This is a genomic window from Thetidibacter halocola (assembly GCF_018224955.1).
In the GTDB taxonomy this organism is placed as follows: domain Bacteria; phylum Pseudomonadota; class Alphaproteobacteria; order Rhodobacterales; family Rhodobacteraceae; genus Thetidibacter; species Thetidibacter halocola.
In genome coordinates this window covers 417,258-436,172 of record NZ_JAGTUU010000004.1, presented here as the reverse complement: position 1 = coordinate 436,172, position 18,915 = coordinate 417,258, and the positions used below count along the sequence as shown (strand labels likewise).

At 68.1% G+C, this 18,915-nt stretch carries 22 protein-coding genes; 5 read left to right on the top strand and 17 right to left on the bottom strand.

Annotated elements, in window-relative coordinates:
• Nucleotides 1-175: 175 nt before the first annotated feature.
• The 12 genes from KB874_RS12195 to KB874_RS12140 form a co-directional block, all read right to left on the bottom strand.
• Nucleotides 176-2,236, bottom strand: a complete 2,061-nt coding sequence (locus tag KB874_RS12195; RefSeq protein WP_212536818.1) for a 3-hydroxyacyl-CoA dehydrogenase NAD-binding domain-containing protein — start codon at nucleotides 2,234-2,236, stop codon at nucleotides 176-178.
• Between the two features lie 40 nt (nucleotides 2,237-2,276).
• A complete protein-coding gene (locus tag KB874_RS12190; RefSeq protein ID WP_212536817.1) occupies nucleotides 2,277-2,714 on the bottom strand; it encodes an acyl-CoA thioesterase in 438 nt (145 codons plus the stop codon).
• Nucleotides 2,711-3,475: a TIGR02186 family protein gene (locus KB874_RS12185; protein ID WP_212536816.1), complete on the bottom strand. Its 765-nt coding sequence runs from the start codon at nucleotides 3,473-3,475 to the stop codon at nucleotides 2,711-2,713. Before KB874_RS12185 ends, KB874_RS12190 begins: the two co-directional genes overlap by 4 nt.
• Complete coding sequence (locus tag KB874_RS12180) at nucleotides 3,475-4,386, bottom strand: sulfite exporter TauE/SafE family protein (RefSeq protein ID WP_212536815.1); 912 nt, start codon at nucleotides 4,384-4,386, stop codon at nucleotides 3,475-3,477. The genes KB874_RS12185 and KB874_RS12180 overlap by 1 nt, the downstream gene beginning before the upstream one ends.
• A 224-nt stretch (nucleotides 4,387-4,610) precedes the next feature.
• Entirely contained in the window at nucleotides 4,611-5,576 is a 966-nt protein-coding gene (locus KB874_RS12175) for an ABC transporter permease (RefSeq protein ID WP_212536814.1), read from the bottom strand.
• A 5-nt stretch (nucleotides 5,577-5,581) separates the two neighbouring features.
• Nucleotides 5,582-6,013 carry a hypothetical protein gene (locus KB874_RS12170; RefSeq protein ID WP_212536813.1) on the bottom strand — a complete coding sequence of 144 codons (432 nt, stop codon included), beginning with the start codon at nucleotides 6,011-6,013 and terminating at the stop codon, nucleotides 5,582-5,584.
• Nucleotides 6,010-7,107, bottom strand: coding sequence for an ABC transporter permease (locus KB874_RS12165; RefSeq protein WP_212536812.1), 1,098 nt, complete (start codon nucleotides 7,105-7,107; stop codon nucleotides 6,010-6,012). The genes KB874_RS12170 and KB874_RS12165 overlap by 4 nt, the downstream gene beginning before the upstream one ends.
• Before the next feature lie 134 nt (nucleotides 7,108-7,241).
• The gene (locus KB874_RS12160) at nucleotides 7,242-8,840 is read right to left on the bottom strand and encodes an ABC transporter ATP-binding protein (protein WP_212536811.1); all 1,599 of its coding nucleotides are present in this window, start codon (nucleotides 8,838-8,840) and stop codon (nucleotides 7,242-7,244) included.
• Between the two features lie 137 nt (nucleotides 8,841-8,977).
• On the bottom strand, nucleotides 8,978-9,982 hold the full coding sequence (locus KB874_RS12155; protein ID WP_212536810.1) for a BMP family lipoprotein: 1,005 nt from the start codon (nucleotides 9,980-9,982) through the stop codon (nucleotides 8,978-8,980).
• 128 nt (nucleotides 9,983-10,110) lie between these two features.
• Complete coding sequence (locus KB874_RS12150) at nucleotides 10,111-10,524, bottom strand: GNAT family N-acetyltransferase (protein ID WP_212536809.1); 414 nt, start codon at nucleotides 10,522-10,524, stop codon at nucleotides 10,111-10,113.
• The gene (gene tsaB, locus KB874_RS12145; RefSeq protein ID WP_212536808.1) at nucleotides 10,514-11,179 is read right to left on the bottom strand and encodes a tRNA (adenosine(37)-N6)-threonylcarbamoyltransferase complex dimerization subunit type 1 TsaB; all 666 of its coding nucleotides are present in this window, start codon (nucleotides 11,177-11,179) and stop codon (nucleotides 10,514-10,516) included. Before tsaB ends, KB874_RS12150 begins: the two co-directional genes overlap by 11 nt.
• Complete coding sequence (locus KB874_RS12140; protein ID WP_212536807.1) at nucleotides 11,169-11,732, bottom strand: NifU family protein; 564 nt, start codon at nucleotides 11,730-11,732, stop codon at nucleotides 11,169-11,171. Before KB874_RS12140 ends, tsaB begins: the two co-directional genes overlap by 11 nt.
• A 154-nt stretch (nucleotides 11,733-11,886) precedes the next feature.
• On the opposite strand from KB874_RS12140, the gene KB874_RS12135 reads away from it, so the two are divergent.
• Nucleotides 11,887-12,174 carry a hypothetical protein gene (locus KB874_RS12135; RefSeq protein WP_212536806.1) on the top strand — a complete coding sequence of 96 codons (288 nt, stop codon included), beginning with the start codon at nucleotides 11,887-11,889 and terminating at the stop codon, nucleotides 12,172-12,174.
• Between the two features lie 13 nt (nucleotides 12,175-12,187).
• Here the strand turns inward: KB874_RS12135 and KB874_RS12130 are convergent, their stop codons facing one another.
• Complete coding sequence (locus tag KB874_RS12130; protein WP_212536805.1) at nucleotides 12,188-12,685, bottom strand: HugZ family pyridoxamine 5'-phosphate oxidase; 498 nt, start codon at nucleotides 12,683-12,685, stop codon at nucleotides 12,188-12,190.
• A gap of 36 nt (nucleotides 12,686-12,721) precedes the next feature.
• On the bottom strand, nucleotides 12,722-13,384 hold the full coding sequence (locus tag KB874_RS12125; protein WP_212536804.1) for a hypothetical protein: 663 nt from the start codon (nucleotides 13,382-13,384) through the stop codon (nucleotides 12,722-12,724).
• Between the two features lie 123 nt (nucleotides 13,385-13,507).
• Between KB874_RS12125 and parA the strand changes: the two genes are divergently transcribed.
• Genes parA through KB874_RS12110 form a run of 3 tightly spaced genes read left to right on the top strand, consistent with a single transcriptional unit; the run spans nucleotide 13,508 to nucleotide 15,747 of the window.
• Complete coding sequence (parA, locus tag KB874_RS12120; protein WP_212536803.1) at nucleotides 13,508-14,146, top strand: ParA family partition ATPase; 639 nt, start codon at nucleotides 13,508-13,510, stop codon at nucleotides 14,144-14,146.
• 9 nt (nucleotides 14,147-14,155) lie between these two features.
• Nucleotides 14,156-15,013, top strand: coding sequence for a DUF6206 family protein (locus KB874_RS12115; RefSeq protein WP_212536802.1), 858 nt, complete (start codon nucleotides 14,156-14,158; stop codon nucleotides 15,011-15,013).
• 44 nt (nucleotides 15,014-15,057) lie between these two features.
• Nucleotides 15,058-15,747, top strand: a complete 690-nt coding sequence (locus KB874_RS12110) for a hypothetical protein (protein ID WP_212536801.1) — start codon at nucleotides 15,058-15,060, stop codon at nucleotides 15,745-15,747.
• Here KB874_RS12110 and KB874_RS12105 read toward each other — a convergent pair.
• Together KB874_RS12105 and KB874_RS12100 are read right to left on the bottom strand one after the other, a co-directional pair.
• Nucleotides 15,744-16,154: a L,D-transpeptidase gene (locus KB874_RS12105; protein WP_212536800.1), complete on the bottom strand. Its 411-nt coding sequence runs from the start codon at nucleotides 16,152-16,154 to the stop codon at nucleotides 15,744-15,746. The genes KB874_RS12110 and KB874_RS12105 overlap by 4 nt on opposite strands.
• On the bottom strand, nucleotides 16,151-16,555 hold the full coding sequence (locus KB874_RS12100) for a c-type cytochrome (RefSeq protein ID WP_212536799.1): 405 nt from the start codon (nucleotides 16,553-16,555) through the stop codon (nucleotides 16,151-16,153). The genes KB874_RS12105 and KB874_RS12100 overlap by 4 nt, the downstream gene beginning before the upstream one ends.
• Nucleotides 16,556-16,680: 125 nt before the next feature.
• Here KB874_RS12100 and KB874_RS12095 point away from each other — a divergent pair, with 125 nt between their 5' ends.
• Nucleotides 16,681-17,382, top strand: a complete 702-nt coding sequence (locus KB874_RS12095) for a DUF1194 domain-containing protein (RefSeq protein ID WP_212536798.1) — start codon at nucleotides 16,681-16,683, stop codon at nucleotides 17,380-17,382.
• On the opposite strand, the gene KB874_RS12090 is transcribed toward KB874_RS12095, so the two are convergent.
• On the bottom strand, nucleotides 17,379-18,812 hold the full coding sequence (locus tag KB874_RS12090) for a bromoperoxidase (RefSeq protein ID WP_212536797.1): 1,434 nt from the start codon (nucleotides 18,810-18,812) through the stop codon (nucleotides 17,379-17,381). The genes KB874_RS12095 and KB874_RS12090 overlap by 4 nt on opposite strands.
• Nucleotides 18,813-18,915 lie beyond the last annotated feature (103 nt).

Sequence of the window (18,915 nt, the reverse complement as noted above, 5' to 3'; positions counted from 1 at the left end):
CAGAAGGATTACGCGCGAAGGGCGGACCTTATTCCGCCAGAACGGATCGCAGCCTGCAATCCGCCGCCCACTTGGCCGTCGTGACCATGACATTTTCCGTAGAGATCGCGTCGGGAACGCGACCCTCTGAACCTTCGGCACGAGCCTGCCCACGGCGTTCTTGAACCGGAGCAGATCAGTTGCGCTGCGCGAAGGTTCCACTGCTGTGCGCCATGTCCCGGAGGATTTCTGGCACCTGCCAGAAATGGCGGTCCTCCTGCGCGAAACTGTCGATCCTGTCGACGAGGGGCGCCGCGCCGATCGCGTCGGCCTGGTGCAGCGGACCGCCGAGGTGGCGCGGGAAGCCGTAGCCGAAGAGCAGGACCGCATCGACGTCGATCGGGCGCAGCGCGATGCGTTCTTCGAAGATGCGGCTGGCCTCCATGATCATCGCCGTCAGGAACCGGCTGACGATCTCGTCATCCGTGAAGGTGCGGGGGGCGATGCCCTTTGCCGCGCGTTCCGCTTCCAGTGCGGACAGGGCGGCGGGGTTTGGCGTTCCGTCTTTCAGGTAGTAGCCCGCGCCGGTCTTGCGCCCGAGATGGCCGGCCTCGCAGAGGCGGTCGGGCATGTCGACATAGCGTTCTTCGGGCGGGCGCGTGGCGGCGAGGCGCTTGCGCTGGGCCCAGGCGATGTCGAGCCCGGCGAGGTCCGACACGCGGAACGGGCCCATCGCCCAGCCGGCGGCCTCGAGCGCGGCGTCGATCTGCGCGAAGGGCGCGCCGTCGAGCATCATGTATTCCGCCGCGCGGCGGGTGGATCGCAGGATGCGGTTGCCGATGAACCCATCGCAGACGCCCGAGCGCACGGCGATCTTGCGCAGCCGTTTCGCAAGGGCAAAGCCGGTGGCGGCGGTTTCCGGCGTTGTGGCCTCGGCGACCACGACCTCGCAAAGGCGCATGACATGGGCGGGCGAAAAGAAATGTAGTCCCATCACGTCGCCGGGGCGCGCGGTGGCCTGCGCTATGGTGTTCACGTCGAGATAGGAGGTGTTCGTGGCCAGCACCGCGCCGGGCTTTGCGATGCGGTCGAGATCGGCGAAGATCGCCTGCTTGACCGCCATGTCCTCGAAGGCGGCCTCGATCAGGATGTCGACCTTGGACAAGGCGGCACTGTCGGTGGTGGTGGCCAGGCGGGCGAGGGCGTCGTCCTTGTCCGCCAGCTTGCCGCGTTTCACCGCGCCGTCGAGGTTGGCGTCGATGGCGGCGCGGCCCCGGGCGATCGCGGCGTCGTCGCGGTCGGTCAGGGTGACGGTCAGGCCCGCCAGCAGGCAGGCGGTGGCGATGCCCGCGCCCATCGTGCCCGCGCCGATCACGCCGATATGATCGGTCGCGCGGGGTGGGATGCCGGCCTCGGGCACCTTGGCGACGGCGCGTTCGGCGAAGAAGGCGTGGATCAGCCCGGCGCGCTGGGGCGTATCGTGGCACTCCTGGTAGATGACGCGCTCGCGGGCGATGCCCTCGCGGATCGGCAGGGTCGAGAGTTCGACGGCGTCGACGCAGCGCAGCGGCGAGTAGAGATGGGGCTGGGTCTTGCGGATGCGGGCGCGGGCCGCGTCAAGCGCGTCCGGGTCGGCGGTGACGGCCTGTGCGCCGGTGGCGCGGGTGCGCAACGCACCGTCCAGAACGGCGCGGGCGGCGTTGCGGGCCGCCTGGTCCGGCGTGTCGGTTGCCATGCCGTCGATGATCCCGGCGCTCAGCGCCTCTTCCAGCGCGATGTGGCGGCCGGTGGTGATCGCCTCGACGGCAAAGGCCTGACCGGTGAGGCGCGGCATGCGCTGTGTGCCGCCCGCGCCGGGGATGATGCCCAGGTGGACCTCGGGAAGGCCGACCTTGGCACCGGGCAGGGCAAGCCGCGCATGGCAGCCCATGGCGATTTCCAGCCCGCCGCCCAGCGTGGTGCCGTGCAGGATGCAGACGATGGGCGTGGCGCTGTCCTCGAGCCGCTGGCACACCTCGGGCAGCCAGGGGTCCAGCGGCGGCTTGCCGAATTCGCGGATGTCGGCGCCCGCGACAAAGGTGCGGCCCGCGGCGTAGAGCGCGGCCGCCTCGACCTGCGGATGGGCGGCCAGCCAGTCGACCGCCGCCACCAGACCCTGCCGCACGGTGACGCCCGCGGCATTGACCGGCGGGTTGTCGATCCGGATCAGGGCGATATCGCCCTCGTGGTCCAGTGACACGGTTTCGCTGAGCTGCATGGCGGTCCCTTCCGTTTTGGGCCGGACGGTAACGGCGGGATCAGCCTTCCACAAGCAGCGGCGCGAGGCGTGCGCGCACCGGGTCGGGGATCGGCGTGGGGCGGTGGTCGTCGCCGGTCAGGACCTGCGCGAAATGTCCCTCCGCACAGGCGCTGTCCTCGTCGTTGCGGAACAGCCCGACCTCGTAGCGCAGCGAAGACTGGCCCAGGTGGCCGATGCGCAGCCCCGCATGAACCAGGTCGGGAAAGCCCGCCTCGGCGTGATACCGCATGCCGGTTTCTACCACGAGAAAGCGCAGCGCCTGTGGTCCGCGGATTTCTATGCCGTTGTCCAGTTGCCAGAGGCTGACGGCGGTATCCATGAAGGACAGGTAGGTAGCGTTGTTCATGTGGCCGTATTCGTCATTGTCCATCCAGCGCGTCGGCAGGGCGCGGAAGGCACGGTAATCGGCGCGGGTTCCGGGCGGTATGCGTGTCATCCTGACCTCACGAAGCGGAAGGCGGCAGAAGCGCCCCAGCCCGCCGCGATGGCGAGCGCGATGCTCATAAGCCCGTAGACCAGCGGTTGCTGGTGGGCCAGTTCATATAGCCAGCGTTCCAGCCCGACCTTGCGCACGTCGATCTCGGTCGCGTAGGTCGCCACGACCCGGCCATCGCGGGTCAGGAAGATGCGCGTGGGATAGGCGCCCTCGATCAGGTTGGCGGGCAGGCTTATGCGGGTGTCGAACAGGGTGGACTCGCGCAGCGTGACGGTGCTTTCGCGCAGGTCGTAGACACCGGAATTCTCGCGGATGCGGATGACCGCCTCGGTGAAATTCTCGCTGTCGGTGACTTCGCTCGGGGCGCCGACGCTGCGGATGGCCCGTTCTATGGAGATCTTGTGGCGCAGGTCCTCGGTCGCGCTGAGCACCTCTCGCCAGGGGGCCGAGGTGGCGATGGCGTAGAAGGAGGGCGCGGCGTCCACGTCCACGGTATCGGCGTTCACCCAGATGCCGAAGCGGCGTTCCTTGCGGCGCACCGTCAGTTCCTGGTTCGGCCCGGCCAGCGTGATGATGACCTGCAGCGGCGGATCGGTGAGGATCGCGGCCTCGCGCTTGATCGCGCCGAAGATCAGGATGTCCGAGCCCTCGAACCGGGTCGAGATCGAGACGGTGTCCTGACTGAGGCCCAGAACCACCTCCTCGGCCCGGGTGGGCAGGGCGGCCATCGCCAGCAGGAGGGCGGTGAGCCACGCCCGCATCACAGCGCCCTCGCCGCGATGGAATAGATCTCGTCCGGGCGCAAAAGCAGCTCCAGCGCGATCTTGCCGCAGACCGCCAGCACCAGCAGGGCCAGCAGGATGCGCAACTGCTCGGCCTTCATCCGGGTGCCGACAATGGTTCCCAGTTGCGCGCCGATCACGCCGCCGAGGATCAGCAGAACCGCCAGCAGAACGTCCACCGTCTGGTTGGTCGAGGCGTGCAGCGTCGTGGTGAAGGCTGCGACGAAGATGATCTGGAACAGCGAGGTGCCGATCACGACCTTGGTGGGCATGCCCAGCAGGTAGATCATCGCCGGGACCATGATGAAGCCGCCGCCAACGCCCATGATCGCCGCCAGAACGCCCACGGCAAAGCCCACCACGATGGGCGGGATGACCGAGATGTAGAGCCCCGAGACACGGAAGCGCATCTTGAGCGGCAAGCCGTGGACCCAGGTGTGTTTCTTGCGCGGGGGTGGCGCGCCGCTGCGTGACTTGCGCAGGGCGCGCAGGCTTTCGACGAACATCAATGCGCCGATGATGCCCAGGAAGACGACGTAGAACAGCCGCACCAGCAGGTCGACCTGTCCCAGCGTGCGCAGGTAGTTGAACAGCATGACGCCCAGCGTCGCGCCCACCAGGCCGCCCGCCAGCAGCACCATGCCCATGCGCAGGTCCACCGTTCGCCGCTTGAAATGCGCCAGCACGCCGGAAAAGGACGAGGCGACGATCTGGTTGGCGCCGGTGGCGACGGCGACGGCGGGCGGGATGCCGATGAAGAACAGCAGCGGCGTCAGCAGGAAGCCGCCGCCGACGCCGAACATGCCCGACAGCATACCGACGATGCCGCCGAGCCCGAGGAGAAGCACGGCATCGACGGAGACCTCGGCGATGGGAAGGTAGACCTGCATGGTTCAGGCTAGTCCCAGCCCCGTCGCTTTTGCAAGCGCGGGCGGAAAGGATTCGTCAGGCGGAGCGCGCCTTGCGGCACGCACAGGCTGTCTCGGCCTGCGCGCGATGCGCTTGGCCTCGGGTGGGTGCCCGTGGCGGGTGCGCCCGGCTGTGGCAGGCGCGCGCCCTTGGCGCGTTCGGGAGCCTGCGGCGGGAGGTTGCGGAGCCTTCTGGCGCCCCGGTCTCACCTCTCCTTCACATAGGGTTCGCCGCCCGCGCGGGGCGGGATCGCCTTGCCCACAAAGCCTGCCAGGATCACAACCGTCAGGATGTAGGGCAGGGCGTCCATGAATTGCACCGGCACGACAAAGGCGCCGAGGTCGATGTTCTGGTAGCGCAGCGCGATCGCCTGGAGCAGGCCGAAGAGCAGGCAGGCAACCAGCGCATACCAGGGCCGCCACTTGGCGAAGATCAGCGCGGCCAGCGCGATGTAGCCGCGGCCTGCCGTCATCTCCTTGACGAAACCGGCCTGGAGGCCGGTGGCGAGGTAGGCGCCGGCGAGGCCGCAAAGCGCGCCGCAGATCGCGACGGCGGCGAACCGCAGTCCCACGACCGAGACGCCTGCGGTGTCCACCGCTTCGGGTGCTTCGCCCACGGCGCGCAAGCGCAGGCCGAAGCGGGTGCGGAACAACACCCACCAGGTCAGCGGCACCATGGCGAAGGCGACATAGACGAGGATCGAGTGCCCCGAGATCAGGTCGGCATAGATCGGCCCCAGGACCGGCACGCCACGCAGGCTTTCGGCGAAGGGCAGGGTGATCGCCTCGAACCGTGCGCCGCCTTCCAGGGTCGGCGTGCGTCCGCCCTGCCGGAACCAGTCCTGCGCGACCAGCACCGTCAGGCCGGACGCGAGGAAATTCAGTGCCACGCCCGAGATCAGCTGGTTGCCACGGAAGGTGATCGAGGCGAGGCCGTGGATCGCCGACAGGGCGATCGAGGCCACCATGCCCGCCAGCAGGCCCAGCCAGACCGAACCGGTGGTGAAGGCGATTGCCGCCGAGAAGAAGGCCGAGAACAGCATCTTGCCCTCGAGCCCGATGTCGAAGATGCCCGCGCGTTCCGAGAACAGCCCGGCGAGGCAGGCCAGCAGCAGCGGCGTGCTCAGGCGGATCGTGCTGTCGAGCACCTGGATGATCGTGTCGAGATCCATGTCTGTCAGCCTTCTGTTGCCGAAAGGGGCAGGTCGGCCTGCGGGATGATGCGGGCCAGACGCTCGATCAAGGGGCGGTTGCGGGTGAGCGCGGACAACGCGGCAGCGCGCGGCGTGCATTCGCCAAGGGACGGGTCGCCCCTGCTCTGGCCTCGCGTCCAGGCTAGGCCGTCGAGTGTCGCTCGCACCTCGTCCCCGTCGGCTCCGGACGGCACGAAGCCCAGCGCCTTGTGGAAGTCCATCGGGCTGCCGATCTCGTCCGGGGCATGCAGGAGCCAGGCGGGCGTCGTCACGGGGCTGCGCATCGCCTGCAGGTCGATGATCCAGGCCGACAGTTCGTCCGACGTCACCGCGCCGCTCCACGCCGCCTGGTAGACGAGGTCGAGGTCCGAGCAATCGGCCTTGCTTATGGCCAGGCTGTCTGCCCAGCCGGTCATGCCTGGCCACCCTTGCGGAAGGACAGGAACAGGCGTTCCAGCGGCATGCGCACCATGTTGTCGAGCGCCCCGGTGAACAGGATCACCAGCGCCTGGATGACGGTGATGAGTTCGCGCGGGATGTTCGTCCACAGCGCCAGTTCCGCGCCGCCCTGGTAGAGGAAGCCGAAGAGCAGCGCGGCGAGGAACACGCCGACCGGGTGGCTGCGGCCCATCAGCGCCACGGCGATCCCGATGAAGCCCGCGCCCTCGGTCGCGTTCATCACCAGCCGTTCGGCCTCGCCCATCGTGGTGTTGAGCGCCATGCAGCCCGCCAGCGCCCCCGACAGCAGCATCGCGATCACGGTGATCCTGACCGAGGAGATGCCCGCGTAGCGGGCGGCGGTCTCGGAATGGCCAAAGGCGCGGATCTCGTAGCCCAGGCGTGTGCGCCAGATCAGGAACCAGACTCCGATGCAGGCGGCGACGGCCAGAAAGAAGGTGACGTTGGCGGGAGACCCGCGGAACAGCGGTGTCTCGGCTGTCGAGAACATCTGCTGGAATGTTGGCAGGTGGGTTGCGGGCGGGAAGGTCGCGGTGGCCGGATCCATGGCGCGCGGCGGACGCAGCAGGTTCACCAGGACATAGTTCAGGACCGCCGCGGCGATGAAGTTGAACATGATCGTGGTGATGACGATGTGGCTGCCGCGTTTTGCCTGGAGATAGGCGGGGATCAGCGCCCAGCCCGCGCCGAACAACGCCCCGGCCGCCATCGCCCCAACCAGCGCTACCGTCCAGTGCGGCCACGGGATGAACAGGCAGGCCAGCGCGACGCCGAGGCCCCCGATCATCGCCTGCCCCTCGCCGCCGATGTTGAACATCCGCGCGTGAAAGGCCACCGCGACGCAAAGACCGGTGAAGATGAAGTTCGTGGCGTAATAGAGCGTGTAGCCCCAGCCGGAGGATTTCATCAGCGCGCCGTCGACCATCAGCTTGAACGCCTCGACCGGGCTTTCGCCGATGGCGAGGATCACCAGTGCCGAGATGATCGCGGCGAGGACGATCGAGAAGAGGGGCACGAGGACCGCGTCGGCCCAGGCAGGCATTCTATCCATGGCAGGGTTCCGTCACTGTCCTGGCGGCGGCGGTGGCCTCCGGCGGTTGACTGAGCGGGCTTGTGCTAACCGATCCGATGGATCGGTTAGCCCGCGTGGGGGCGAGGCCCGCTGGCAAGAAGGCGGGTCGGGGGTCACACATTGTTGCGCGCCTCGCGCTGGGCCTTTGCCTTGAGCTGTTCGTCCACCGCCTCGATCAGCGGCTTGTCGGGTTTTTCGGTGACGCCGGCCATCAGCAGGCCGAGTTCGGTCTGGTCGGTTTCGGCCGGCAGGCGTTCGCCCATGATGCGGCCGTCGAACATCACCGCGATGCGGTCAGACAGGGACAGGATCTCGTCCAGTTCGACCGAGACCAGCAGGATCGCCTTGCCCTTGTCGCGCAGGCGGATGATTTCCTTGTGGATGAACTCGATGGCGCCGATATCGACGCCGCGGGTGGGCTGGCCGACCAGCAGTATGTCGGGGTCGCGCTCGATCTCGCGGGCGAGGACGATCTTCTGCTGGTTGCCGCCGGAAAAGTTCCTTGCGGCGAGGTTCGGATTCGGCGGCCGGACGTCGAAACGTTCCATCTTCTTCGCCGCCTCGGCCTTGATGCCCGCGTTGTCCATCAGCCAACCCTTCTGGATGGCCGGGTCTCGGTGATAGCCGAAGACAAGGTTTTCCCAGGCCGTATAGGGCAGGATCAGGCCCTCGTGGTGCCGATCCTCGGGGACGTGGGCGATGCCGCGGGCGCGGCGGCTCTGGCCGTCGGAATGCTGGCCGGTCAGGTCGATTTCCTGCCCGTTGACGCGGATCGTGCCGGTCGCCGTGGTCATGCCGCCCAGCACGTGCAGCAATTCGGACTGGCCATTGCCCGACACGCCGGCGATGCCCAGGATCTCGCCCGCGCGCACGCTCAGCGAGATGCCTTTCAGGCGCTCGACGCCCCAGCTGTCGACATGGCGCAGGTTCTCGATTTCCAGAACCGGCTTGCCTGGCTGGGCGGGTTTCTTGTCCACATGCAGCAGCACCTTGCGACCGACCATCAGCTCGGCCAGCTCCTCGGGCGAGGTCTCTGACGTCTTGACCGTCGCTGTCATCTCGCCCCGGCGCATGACGCTGACGGTGTCGGTGATCTCCATGATCTCGCGGAGCTTGTGCGTGATCAGGATGATCGTCTTGCCCTGGTCGCGCAGCCCTTCGAGGATGCGGAACAGGTGGTCGGCCTCGGCCGGCGTCAGCACGCCGGTGGGCTCGTCCAGGATCAGGATGTCGGCCTGGCGATAGAGCGCCTTGAGGATCTCGACCCGCTGCTGGTGGCCGACGCTGAGGTTCTCGATCAGGGCGTCGGGATCGACGCGCAGGGCGTAATCTTCGGCCAGCTGTTTCAGCACGCCACGGGCCTTGGACAGGCTGGTCTTGAGCAGCTGCCCCTCTTCGGCGCCGAGGATGACGTTTTCCAGGACGGTGAAGTTCTGCACCAACTTGAAGTGCTGGAACACCATGCCGATCCCGGCGGCGATGGCGGCCTGTGAGTCGGGGATCTCGGTCTTCTTGCCGTTGATGAAGATCTCGCCCGCGTCGGCCTTGTAGAAGCCGTAGAGGATGGACATCAGCGTGGACTTGCCCGCGCCGTTCTCGCCAATGATGCCGTGGATCGTGCCCGGCATCACCCGGATCGAGATGTCCCGATTGGCCTGCACGGGGCCGAAGGCCTTGGAGATGCCTTTCAGTTCGATCGCGGGTTGGGTCATGGTTTCTTCCCTGTCGTCCGGAGCCATGCAAAACCCTTCCAGGGGTTTTGCCAAGAGTTTTCGAATACTCTTGGGCGCCCGTGGAAAGGGCCGCGCCGGATGTCCAGCGCGGCCCTGGCTCTGGCCTTGTCAGACGATCAGAACTGAAGCGCCGGGCAGCTGTCGTTCTCGTAGTAGCTGACCACGTTCAGCGATCCGTCGATGATCTGCTGGCGCGCGGCGTCCACGGCGGTCTTCATCTCTTCGGAGACGAGCGGCGCGTTGTTGTCGTCCATCGCATAGCCCACGCCGTCCTCGGCCAGGCCCAGCGTCATGAACTTGCCGGTTTCCAGATCGGCGCCCGCGCTCATCGCCTCGAACACGGCGACGTCGACGCGCTTGAGCATCGAGGTCAGGACCTTGCCGGGGTGCAGGTGGTTCTGGTTGCTGTCCACGCCGATCGACAGGATGTTCTCGTCGGCGGCGGTCTGGAGCACGCCCACGCCGGTGCCGCCCGCGGCGGCATAGATCACGTCGGCGCCCTGGCTGATCTGCGATTTGGCCAGTTCCGAACCCTTCACCGGGTCGTTCCACGCGGTCGGCGTGGTGCCGGTCATGTTGGCGATGATCTTGACGTCCGGGTTTACCGCCTTGGCGCCCTGGGCATAGCCGCAGCCGAAGTGACGGATCAGCGGAATGTCCATGCCGCCGATGAAGCCGATGGTGCCGGATTTCGACGCCATGGCCGCCATCATGCCCACCAGGTAGGAGCCCTGGTGTTCCTGGAAATTGATCAGCAGCACGTTCGGCGGAACCTCGGGCAGCCAGCCATCGACGTTGACGAACTTGGTCTCGGGATAGTCCTTGGCGACCTCGCCCATGATGTTGGCGATGGCGAAGCCGGTGGTGACGATCGGGTTGAACCCGGCCTCGGCAAAGCGGCGCAGCGCCTGCTCGCGCTGGGCTTCGGACTGGATCTCGATGTCCTTGTAGGTGCCGCCGGTTTCAGAGGCAAAGCGCTCGGCGCCGTTGAAGGCGGCCTCGTTGAACGACTTGTCGAACTTGCCGCCGAGGTCGTAGATCAGCGCCGGATCCGCCAGCACAGCGCCGGCGGTCAGCGCCAGCGCGGCGACGGTGCCGAGGGTCTTGGTGAAAAACGTCATGTCATTCTCCCGGAAGGTTGCGGGCCGCCCGTTGCCCGGGCGCCTCTTGTGGATGGCACAAGTTAGGACGCAGGCCGCGGGCGCGGTCAACCGGTTTTTGACCGCCCGGACAGGGCATTCGCGCAGCGTCAGGGCAGCGCCCGCGCCATGACCAGTGCGTCGTCGCGTGTGCCGTCGGGCCGGTGGTAATAGCCCTTGCGGCGCCCTGCCTCGGCATAGCCGTGACGGGCGTAGAAGGCGCGGGCGGGTGCGTTTGCAGCGGCCACCTCGAGCAGGGTCCGCGCCGCGCCCCGGGTCAGGGCCTGCGCGTGGAAGGCGTCCAGCGCTGCGCTGGCCTGGCCCTGCCGCTGGTGATCGGGATCGCAGGCCAGGGCCAGGATCTCGGCCTCGTCCGCCACGATCTGCCCCAGCACAAAAGCGCCCGGCCGGGTCACCAGCAGGCTGTGGGGCAGGGCCAGCGTTTCGGCGAATTGTGCCTCGGTCCAGGGGCGCATGTGGCGATAGGCCCGCGCGGCCAGGGACGCCAGTGCCTCAGGCGTCATCGAGAAGGACCGGCGCCACCTCGCGCGAAGGCGCGGCATCGGCAGGGCGGACATAGAGCGGCGCCGGGCGCGCAAGGGCCGGGTCGCGGAACCGCGTCGCGGCCACCCGCGCGATGGCCTCGGCCAGCGGATGGCGTGGCTCGACGGCCTCGCCGCCCAGGCGTTCGGCGCAGGCGCCTGCATGTTGGCCCACCCAGCGGCCGTCCGCCCCGGGGCGAACCGATTCGAGCGCATCAAGGGGCAGCAGGTCGACCCTGCTCCAACCCTCTAGGCCGCGATTCTGAACATAGACCAACTGGCGGGGGGCGTCGATCAGCACGACAAGCGGCGGCGCGATGTCCAGCGCCCGCGCCTCGAAGCCCGATACGCCCACGGCGGGAATGCCAAGCCCCAGCGCAAGCCCGCGCGCCGTGGCGACCGAGATGCGGATGCCGGTGAAGTTGCCCGGCCCGATGCCGACCCCGATCGCGTCGAGATCGCGCCAGCCCCTGCCCGCCTCGTCCAGCAGTTCCTGCAGCATCGCCATCAGCCGCTCGGCCTGCCCGCGACCCATGTCCTCGGTGCGGCTGGCCAGAACCGTGTCGCCAGACAGCAAAGCGGCGGCGCAATGCGCCGCCGATGTGTCGAATGCCAGGACGAGCGGCTCAGACGGCAACGGGCCGCACCTCTGTCACCTCGGGGATGTAGTGACGCAGCAGGTTCTCGATGCCCATCTTGAGTGTCAGCGTCGAGGACGGGCAGCCCGCGCAGGCGCCCTGCATGTGCAGGTAGACCACGCCACGGTCGAATCCGTGGAAGGTGATGTCGCCGCCATCCTGCGCCACGGCGGGGCGCACGCGGCTGTCCAGCAGTTCCTTGATCTGGCCGACGATGTGGCTGTCCTCGCCGTCATGCGCCGCGTGGCCACCGGCCTGCGCCGCGCCATCGGCCATGACCGGCTGGCCGGACTGGAAATGTTCCATGATCGCGCCAAGGATCGCCGGTTTCGCGTGATCCCAGTCGGTGCCCTCGGACTTGGTCACCGTCACGAAATCGGTGCCGAAGAAGACGCCCGTGACACCCTCGACCCCGAACAGGCGCTGCGCCAGCGGCGATGTTCCGGCCGCGTCGGAATTGGGGAAATCGGCGGTTCCCATCTCCAGCACGGTCTGTCCGGGCAGGAATTTCAGCGTTGCCGGGTTCGGCGTGGATTCGGTCTGAATGAACATCTGATTTGCCCCTTTTTCGGCCCTGCACCTTATATGCGGGTCGCGCCGTCCTGCGTCAAGGATTGGAACCGTTCTAAACTGTATTCCGGGGGCGGGAACCCTTCGTTAATCATTGTGGCATTATCAAGGCAACGAGCCCCTGCCGGAGATCGCCATGCCGCACATGACCCTTAGCCCCGACGCCGTTTTCGTGTCCTGCCGGTCCTCCGGCGGGCGGCCCTATCCGCGCTTGCGGCCCATTTTGGCAGGCGAGGACGGGGGCGAGGCGCTGGATCGTCTCGGCGACCGGATCGAGCAGATGGAATACGCGCTAGCGCATTTCCTGTCGGTCGAGGGCGAAGGGCCGCTTGCCGCGCGGCTGGATGCGATCGAGGCGCGGCTTGATGCGCTGCTGTCGCCGCCGCGACTGCCCGATCGCGTCGCCGTCCATCCTGTTTTCTGACCGGGCGGGACGATCAGACCCCGCCGGGTGGTGCTGACAGGTCGGCGGCGGTCAGAACAAAGGCCTTGCCGAAGCCGCCATTCAGATGTGCGGCGTTCACCTCGATCCGCATCAGGGCAAAGTCGCCAAAGCCGATATAGAGTTTCGCCTTGGGCTGTAGCACCAGGTAATGCGCCGCCAAGGCCGCGTGATCGGGTTCGCCGTGCCGCACGAATCGGGCCTGCCCCATCAGGCTGAGGCGCGGCCACGTCAGCGGGTCGCCCTTTGGTCCCGGCTCGCCCACCATCAGCGAACAGGCGGAGTTGGCCTTCAGCGCCTTCGTGTGGTGACTCAGGTCCGACACCAGCGCCAGCGGCAGCCCGTCCGGCCCAGGCACCACGGCGATTCGACTGACCTGGGGCACGCCGCTCTCGGGATCGAGCACGCCCAGCGATGCGAATCGCGCGTCGTGGATCAGCTGGCGCGCCAGCGCGCGGGCCTCGTCATCGGTGGGGCGGATCGGGTCGGTCATGGACGAAATCTAGTGCAGGGCTTTGCGGGCGGCCAGTCAGAACTCGGCCCAAAGTCCCATCGTCACGCCCATGTCGCGGTCGCCAACCAGGCCGATGCCGACGCCGGTTTCCAGTTTCAGCCGCTTGGTCAGAGGCGTCACCAGGGATGGTGCGAACCGCACGAACGCGTCCTCGTTGGCGGGCAGGCCAGTCTGCACCTGGAGGATCAGCAGCCGCCCCTTTTGCAGGCTGCGGCCCCAGGTGATGTCGGATTTCAGGTCGACCCGGCTGTTGCTGACGCCGATTTCGGCCAGGCTGTCGATGCCCAGCCAGCCGCGTTCCAGGCTCCACCCGACCGACAGGCCGGGGCGCAGGACGGGCTCGTTCTCGATCTGGCCCGCGCCCAGTTGCAGCGCCATCTGTGGCCCGCGTTCGGCCTGGCGCAGGGGAATCTGCACGAATCCCACTGCTTTCGACGCGCCCGATACCGCGCGGCCCAAGTCGAGCCCCAGCGTCAGCCGAGGCGACAGCCCGTATTCCAGGTAGACCGTGTTGTATTGCGAGGTCGGTTCCATGCTGGTCCAGGTCATGATGTCCTGCGGCCAGCCCAGTCGCACGGTCGTGGCGACAAAGACGCTGCCGGTCTCGCGCTGCCACGCACCGGCCATGGCCGCGCCGGGCAGCAGCAGGCAGAGCAGAAAGGCAAGGGCTCGGGACATGGCGGGGCTCCGGATGGGGCATCCTTCGTCAATCTTGGTTAACGGGCGGTTAAGCCGCGGCGCGACGGCTGGATTCCCGAATGCTGCGGGTGCAAAGTGACTTGACTTCGGAAAGGGCGATTCATGGCAGGACAGGTGATCACGGTGGCGCAGCAGAAGGGCGGCAGCGGCAAGACCACGCTGGCGGCCAACCTCGCGATCGGTTTTCGGGAACGCGGCCTGCGCGTGGCGCTGGTCGACCTGGACCCGCAGGGCAGCCTCGGGCGCTGGTTCATGACCCGCGCCGAAACGCCCGACCTGGTCAAGGGGCTGGAGTTCGCCACCTCCTCGGCCTGGGGCATTTCCTATGAATGCCGCAAGCTGGCGGGCGAGAACGACCTGGTCATCATCGACACGCCGCCCAAGGCCGACAGCGACCTGCGCCCGGCCCTGCGGGTGGCCGACCTTGTGATGGTGCCGGTGGCTGTCAGCCATGTCGACCTCTGGGCCACCGAATCCGTGCTGGACCTGGCAGAGCGCGAGGGCAAGCGCGCGCTGGTCGTGCTGAACCGGGGCAAGGCGGGTACGCGGCTGGGCGCCGAGGTGGCCGAGGCCGCGGCGGGCCTTGCCGCCCAGGTCCTGCCGCAGGCGTTTGCCCACCGTGTCGCCTATGCCGAGGCGCTGGGCCGTGGCCGTGGCGCGGGCGAGATGGGGCGCGGCCCGGCGCGCGACGAGGTCGCTGCGCTGACAGAGGCGGTGGCGCAGGCGCTGGCGGCGGGGTAAGGGATCGGCATGACCGATCTCGACGCCCTCCGCTCTCTCATCCGCCGCGACGCCGCCGACCGTGGCCAGACGATCTCGCGGCTGGGGTATTTCTGTGCGCCGTTCCGCCCGGCTGATGGGCCGTTCCGCGACAAGGTGATCAAGGTCTATCGCGGGCTCTCGGATGGCGCCGCGCTGGACCGGCTGGCGCGCTGCCATGATGACTATGTCGCCGCCCTGCTGGGTGCGGGCGTTCCGATGCCGGAAACCAAGTTCCACCTGCTCGACCTCGATGGCGCGCGCGTGCCGGTGATCGTGCAGGAGGCTCTGTCGACCGACAGCCTCATGCGTCCCCGGATGCAGGCCGACGATCTGGACCAGACCCTGGCCATGATGGAGGCCGCCGGCGAGGTGATCGCGACCTTCTGGCTGTCGGTGCGGGGATCGGACACGCGCATCGGCTTTCACCCCTCGATCCGCAACTTTGCCATCGTCGATGGGCGCGCGGTATTCTTCGACACCTTCCCGCCGCTGATCCATTATTCACGCGACGAGATGGGGCGGATGTTGCTGCAATTCTCCGAAAAGCGGCTGATGCGGATGGTGGGTCCACTGATGCAGGCGCGCGTGACCGGCATCCAGGACGAATGGTATTCGCCGCCCGAGACCCTGGTGGGCCTGGTCGGCTCGGCCTGCCGTTTGCGGCCGGACCATGCGGGCGCCTACCTGGACTGGGGCCGGGATTTCGTCGCGCGCCGGATGCAGCCCTGGGCCGACGAGGCGCTGGCCGGGCTGAACGCACCGCCGCGCCTGCCGGGCTACTGGACCGGGTTCCGCAAGTTGCTGGGTCTTCAGGGCGAGCCCAACATCGACGACAAGCGCGGCTGAGCGACCCCTTGCCAAGCCCCGACGCCCGCGCGACTGTCCCGGTCATGCGCGCTCTGATCCTTCTCATCGTCCTGCTGATTCCGGCTGCTTGCGGCCGGCCTCTGACCCCGAACGAGACCGCCTTTCTGACGGCCCTCAAGGGCGAGCAGATCGACACGGACAGCATCCGCATCATCGGCGACAACCCGGCGGGGTCCTATGTCTACAGCATCCCGGTGCGTCCCCGCGTCACCTGCCAGGAACGCATCTGGCCGCCGATCGAGCGCGCCCGCACGGTCGAGGTCTCTCCGGCGGCCTCTGTCCTGTTCAACACGATGTTGATTCGCAACGACCTTTACCGGCCCGACATGATGCAAGGCTGGCCGGATGAGATCGATCTCTATGACGCGATGCTGTTCGCGCATGAATCGGTGCATGTCTGGCAATGGCAGAACCGCGACCGCACCGGATATACGCCGCTCAAGGCGCTGCGCGAGCATTCCGGCGGGGCCGATCCCTACCTGTTCGACCCGGACAACACGCGTGGTTTTCTCGATTACGGCTATGAACAGCAGGGCAGCATCGTCGAGGAATATGTCTGCTGCCGCCTGCTGGACCCGCAGGCGCCGCGCACGGACCGCCTGCGCGCGATGATCGCGCAGGAAATGCCCATCGACGGGCTAGACGCCGTGCTGGACCGGCCGCGCGTGCGCCTGCCCTGGGCGGGGGCGCAGACGCAGGGCATCTGCCGCTAGTCGTGGATCACCACGCGCGTCTCGGCCATGCCGACCTGTTTGACCGCGGCATACAACGCTTCGGCGTTCTCGGGTGCCAAGCGCACGCAGCCAGCCGAGGCGGGCGTGCCCAACCGGTCGACCTGCGTCGTGCCGTGGATGGCATAGTTCCCGGCAAAGAAGATCGACCACGGCATCGGCGCGTTGTCGTAAAGCGTCGAATAGTGGATTCGCTTCATCAGGTAGGGGGTGAAGGTGCCCGTGGGCGTACGCTTGCCCGTCCGCGCGGTCGAAACCGGCCAGACCCACAGCAGGTCGCCCGCTTCGGACACGGTCATTTCCTGGTCGGACAGGTCGATCTCGATCCGCAACGTCTCGGCCGTCGCCGCCGTGGCGGCGAGGCACAGCGCCAGGGCGAACCGGATCATTCGATCCGCTGGATCTCGCGCAGGTAGGTCACCAGGTCGACCACCGGGCGCGAGGTCAGGATCGGCTGGCCCGAAGGCGCCTTGATCGGCACGTCGAACACGCCCTCGAAATACTCGCCATAGACCGGCATGGGCGAGCCGTGGCTGACCAGCGGCTCGCGCCCGTCGATGCGCATCACCACGCGTTCCATCGGAAAGACGCCGCCGTTCCTGATTTGCAATTCGGTCAGGTTGGTGGGCGGGATTAGCAGCACACCGGCCATCGGCCCCTCTCCCTTGCCCTCCAGCCCGTGGCAGGTGGCGCAATGGGTATGATAGAGCGCGCGGCCCACATCCGCGTCCTGCGCGGCGGCGGGCAGGGCGGGCAGCACCAGCATGGCGATCAGGGCAATGCGAGACATGGGCGATCCTCCTATGATGCCATCCTGTCAGATTGGCGCATCCGCGCCACGACCGCCTTGATCCGGGTCAAGCTGGAAGCGCGGCCTGCCCGCGCTACCCTTCGCACCAACATGGAGGGCATCTGATGCGATGGTTGACGGTCTGTCTGGGTCTTGCGGCGGGGGCCGCGGTCGCGCAGGACACCGACCTAGAGCTGGTGTTGCTGGCCGATGCCTCGGGCAGCATCGACCAGTTCGAGATCGCCTTTCAGCGCCAGGGCTATGCGCAGGCGATCACCGACCCCGAGGTTCTGGCCGCCATCGGCAACACCGCCTATGGCACCATCGCCGTGACCTACGTCGAATGGGCCGCCAACCAGGCGGTGGTGGCCGACTGGACGCTGATCGATGGCCCTGAAAGCGCGCAGGCCTTTGCCGCCGAACTGCTGGACAAGCCGCGCCAGGCCTATGGCCGCAACGCCATCGGCGCCGCCCTGCTCGAGGGGTTGCGCCTGATGGACACCAACAATTTCGATGGCTGGCGACGGGTGATCGACTTTTCCGGCGACAGCGCGAACAGCTGGTCCGGCCCCACGATCGCCGAGGCGCGCGAGACGGTGGTGGCGGCGGGGGTCACGATCAACGGGCTTCCGATCCTGCGGCCCGACGATCCCGGCCGCGCGCAAGGCGGGCTCGAGGCTCTGTATGAACGGCAGATCATCGGCGGCGTGGGCGCCTTCGTGGTCACCGCCGAAAGCCGCGAGAGTTTCGCCGAAGCGGTCAAACGCAAGCTGATCCTGGAAATCTCGGGCGAGATGCCGTCGCGGGACGTGGCCGATTTCCGCTAGCTGACCGCGGTCAGATGTGCCGCGCGCGGGCCGCCATCCTGCGGCCAGGCCACCGGCTGGCCATTGCGGCGCAGCTCTGCGTGGCCGCGTCCAAAGGCGCGGGGATGGGCGGACAGCGTGACAGGCCGCCCGTCGAAATCCCGGAAGCCCAGCGTCGCGCTGCGGTTGTCGCGTTCCAGCGCGCCGCGCAGCAGGCCCAAGGCGATCGCCTCGCCCAGGCGCAGGTCCTGGTGGTTCTCGGCCGGGTAGTGCGTGGCGGCGGCACAGCGCGCCAGCGCGATGTTGGCCGCCAGCGTATCGACCGAGGTCGCCAGGTCGGGCTCTGTCCCGGCCAGCCGCAGGGCGCGGCCCTGTCCAGTGCGGAACAGCGCCTTGAGCAACGTGCCCAGCGCCCCGGCCACAACCATGTGCGGGGCAAGATCGGCAGGGTGGGGCGCGTCGTCATGCAGCAGCGGCAGGAACAGCAGCCGGTCGATCCGGCTGCGCCCCGGATGGGCATGGTTGGCCCGGCTGACCCAGTCGAGCAGGCGCGGTGCGGCGTGATCCAGTTCCGCGGCGGCCTCGCGCAGCGACGGGCAGCAGGTTGCGCAGTCCTCCTGCGCCAGCAGGACGGTCAGCCGCGCGGCGGTCACCGCGGGTCGCGACAGCCGGTCGAGTTGACCGGCGCGGCGCAGGGCCAGTGCGCCGGCCTGCGTCTCGGCCTCGGCCATCAGGGCCATGACGCGGCCGCCAGTCCAGTCCTCTTGCCCGGCCAGCCCGGGGTCCAGCGCCGAAGCGCGGGCCAGCGCCGCAAGCGCCACATTGTAGAAGGGGCGCGCGGGTGGCATCGCTTGCACCCTCGCGACCAGAGCGCGCAGGCTGTCGGGCGGCGCGGTGCCGCCTGTCCCCGGGAGCCGCGACACGCCGGCTCCGGCCTGTTGTCCTGCCCATGCCAGCCAGGCCGACATCGGCGCCCCGGGCGCGGGTCTCGGCCCGGCCGTGCGCGGGCCTTCATGGGCCCTGTCGGCCAGCAGCTGCGGCGACAGGCCGTCATCGGCCAGCGCCACCGGACCCCGCAGCAGCCCCGCCAGCGTCAGCTGCCCGTCGCCGTTGCGGGGCAGGGCGCGGCGGCGGGCGGCCTCTCCGCTGCGGTCCCGCGCGGTGCGCAGGCCATGCTGGGCGTCGAACCAGCGCAGGCTGCGCAACTCGCACAGCACCTCGTGCATGTTTGTCCGCTGGCCCGGCAGGGCGCGATGCGGATCCGCCAGCGCCGTGACCGGCAGGTCCAGCGCCAGGCCAAGCGCCCAGAGCTGTGCCAGCTCCGCCGCCAGTTCGCTAGCGCCGAGATGCGGCGCTGGCGAGGGTGGCAGGGCCGGTGCGCGGCGATCTTGCGATGCGCTCCCCTCGATTACTCGAAGGCCGGTGCGGAATGTCGTGTCGTGCCGTGTCATGGCGTAGCTCCTGTCCCCGGTCCGGCCGGGTCTGTTGCCCGACGCTGCGTCAACCACGCTTATGCGCCCATTTCGTGACCGCAGCGTGATTTCGGCGCGATTG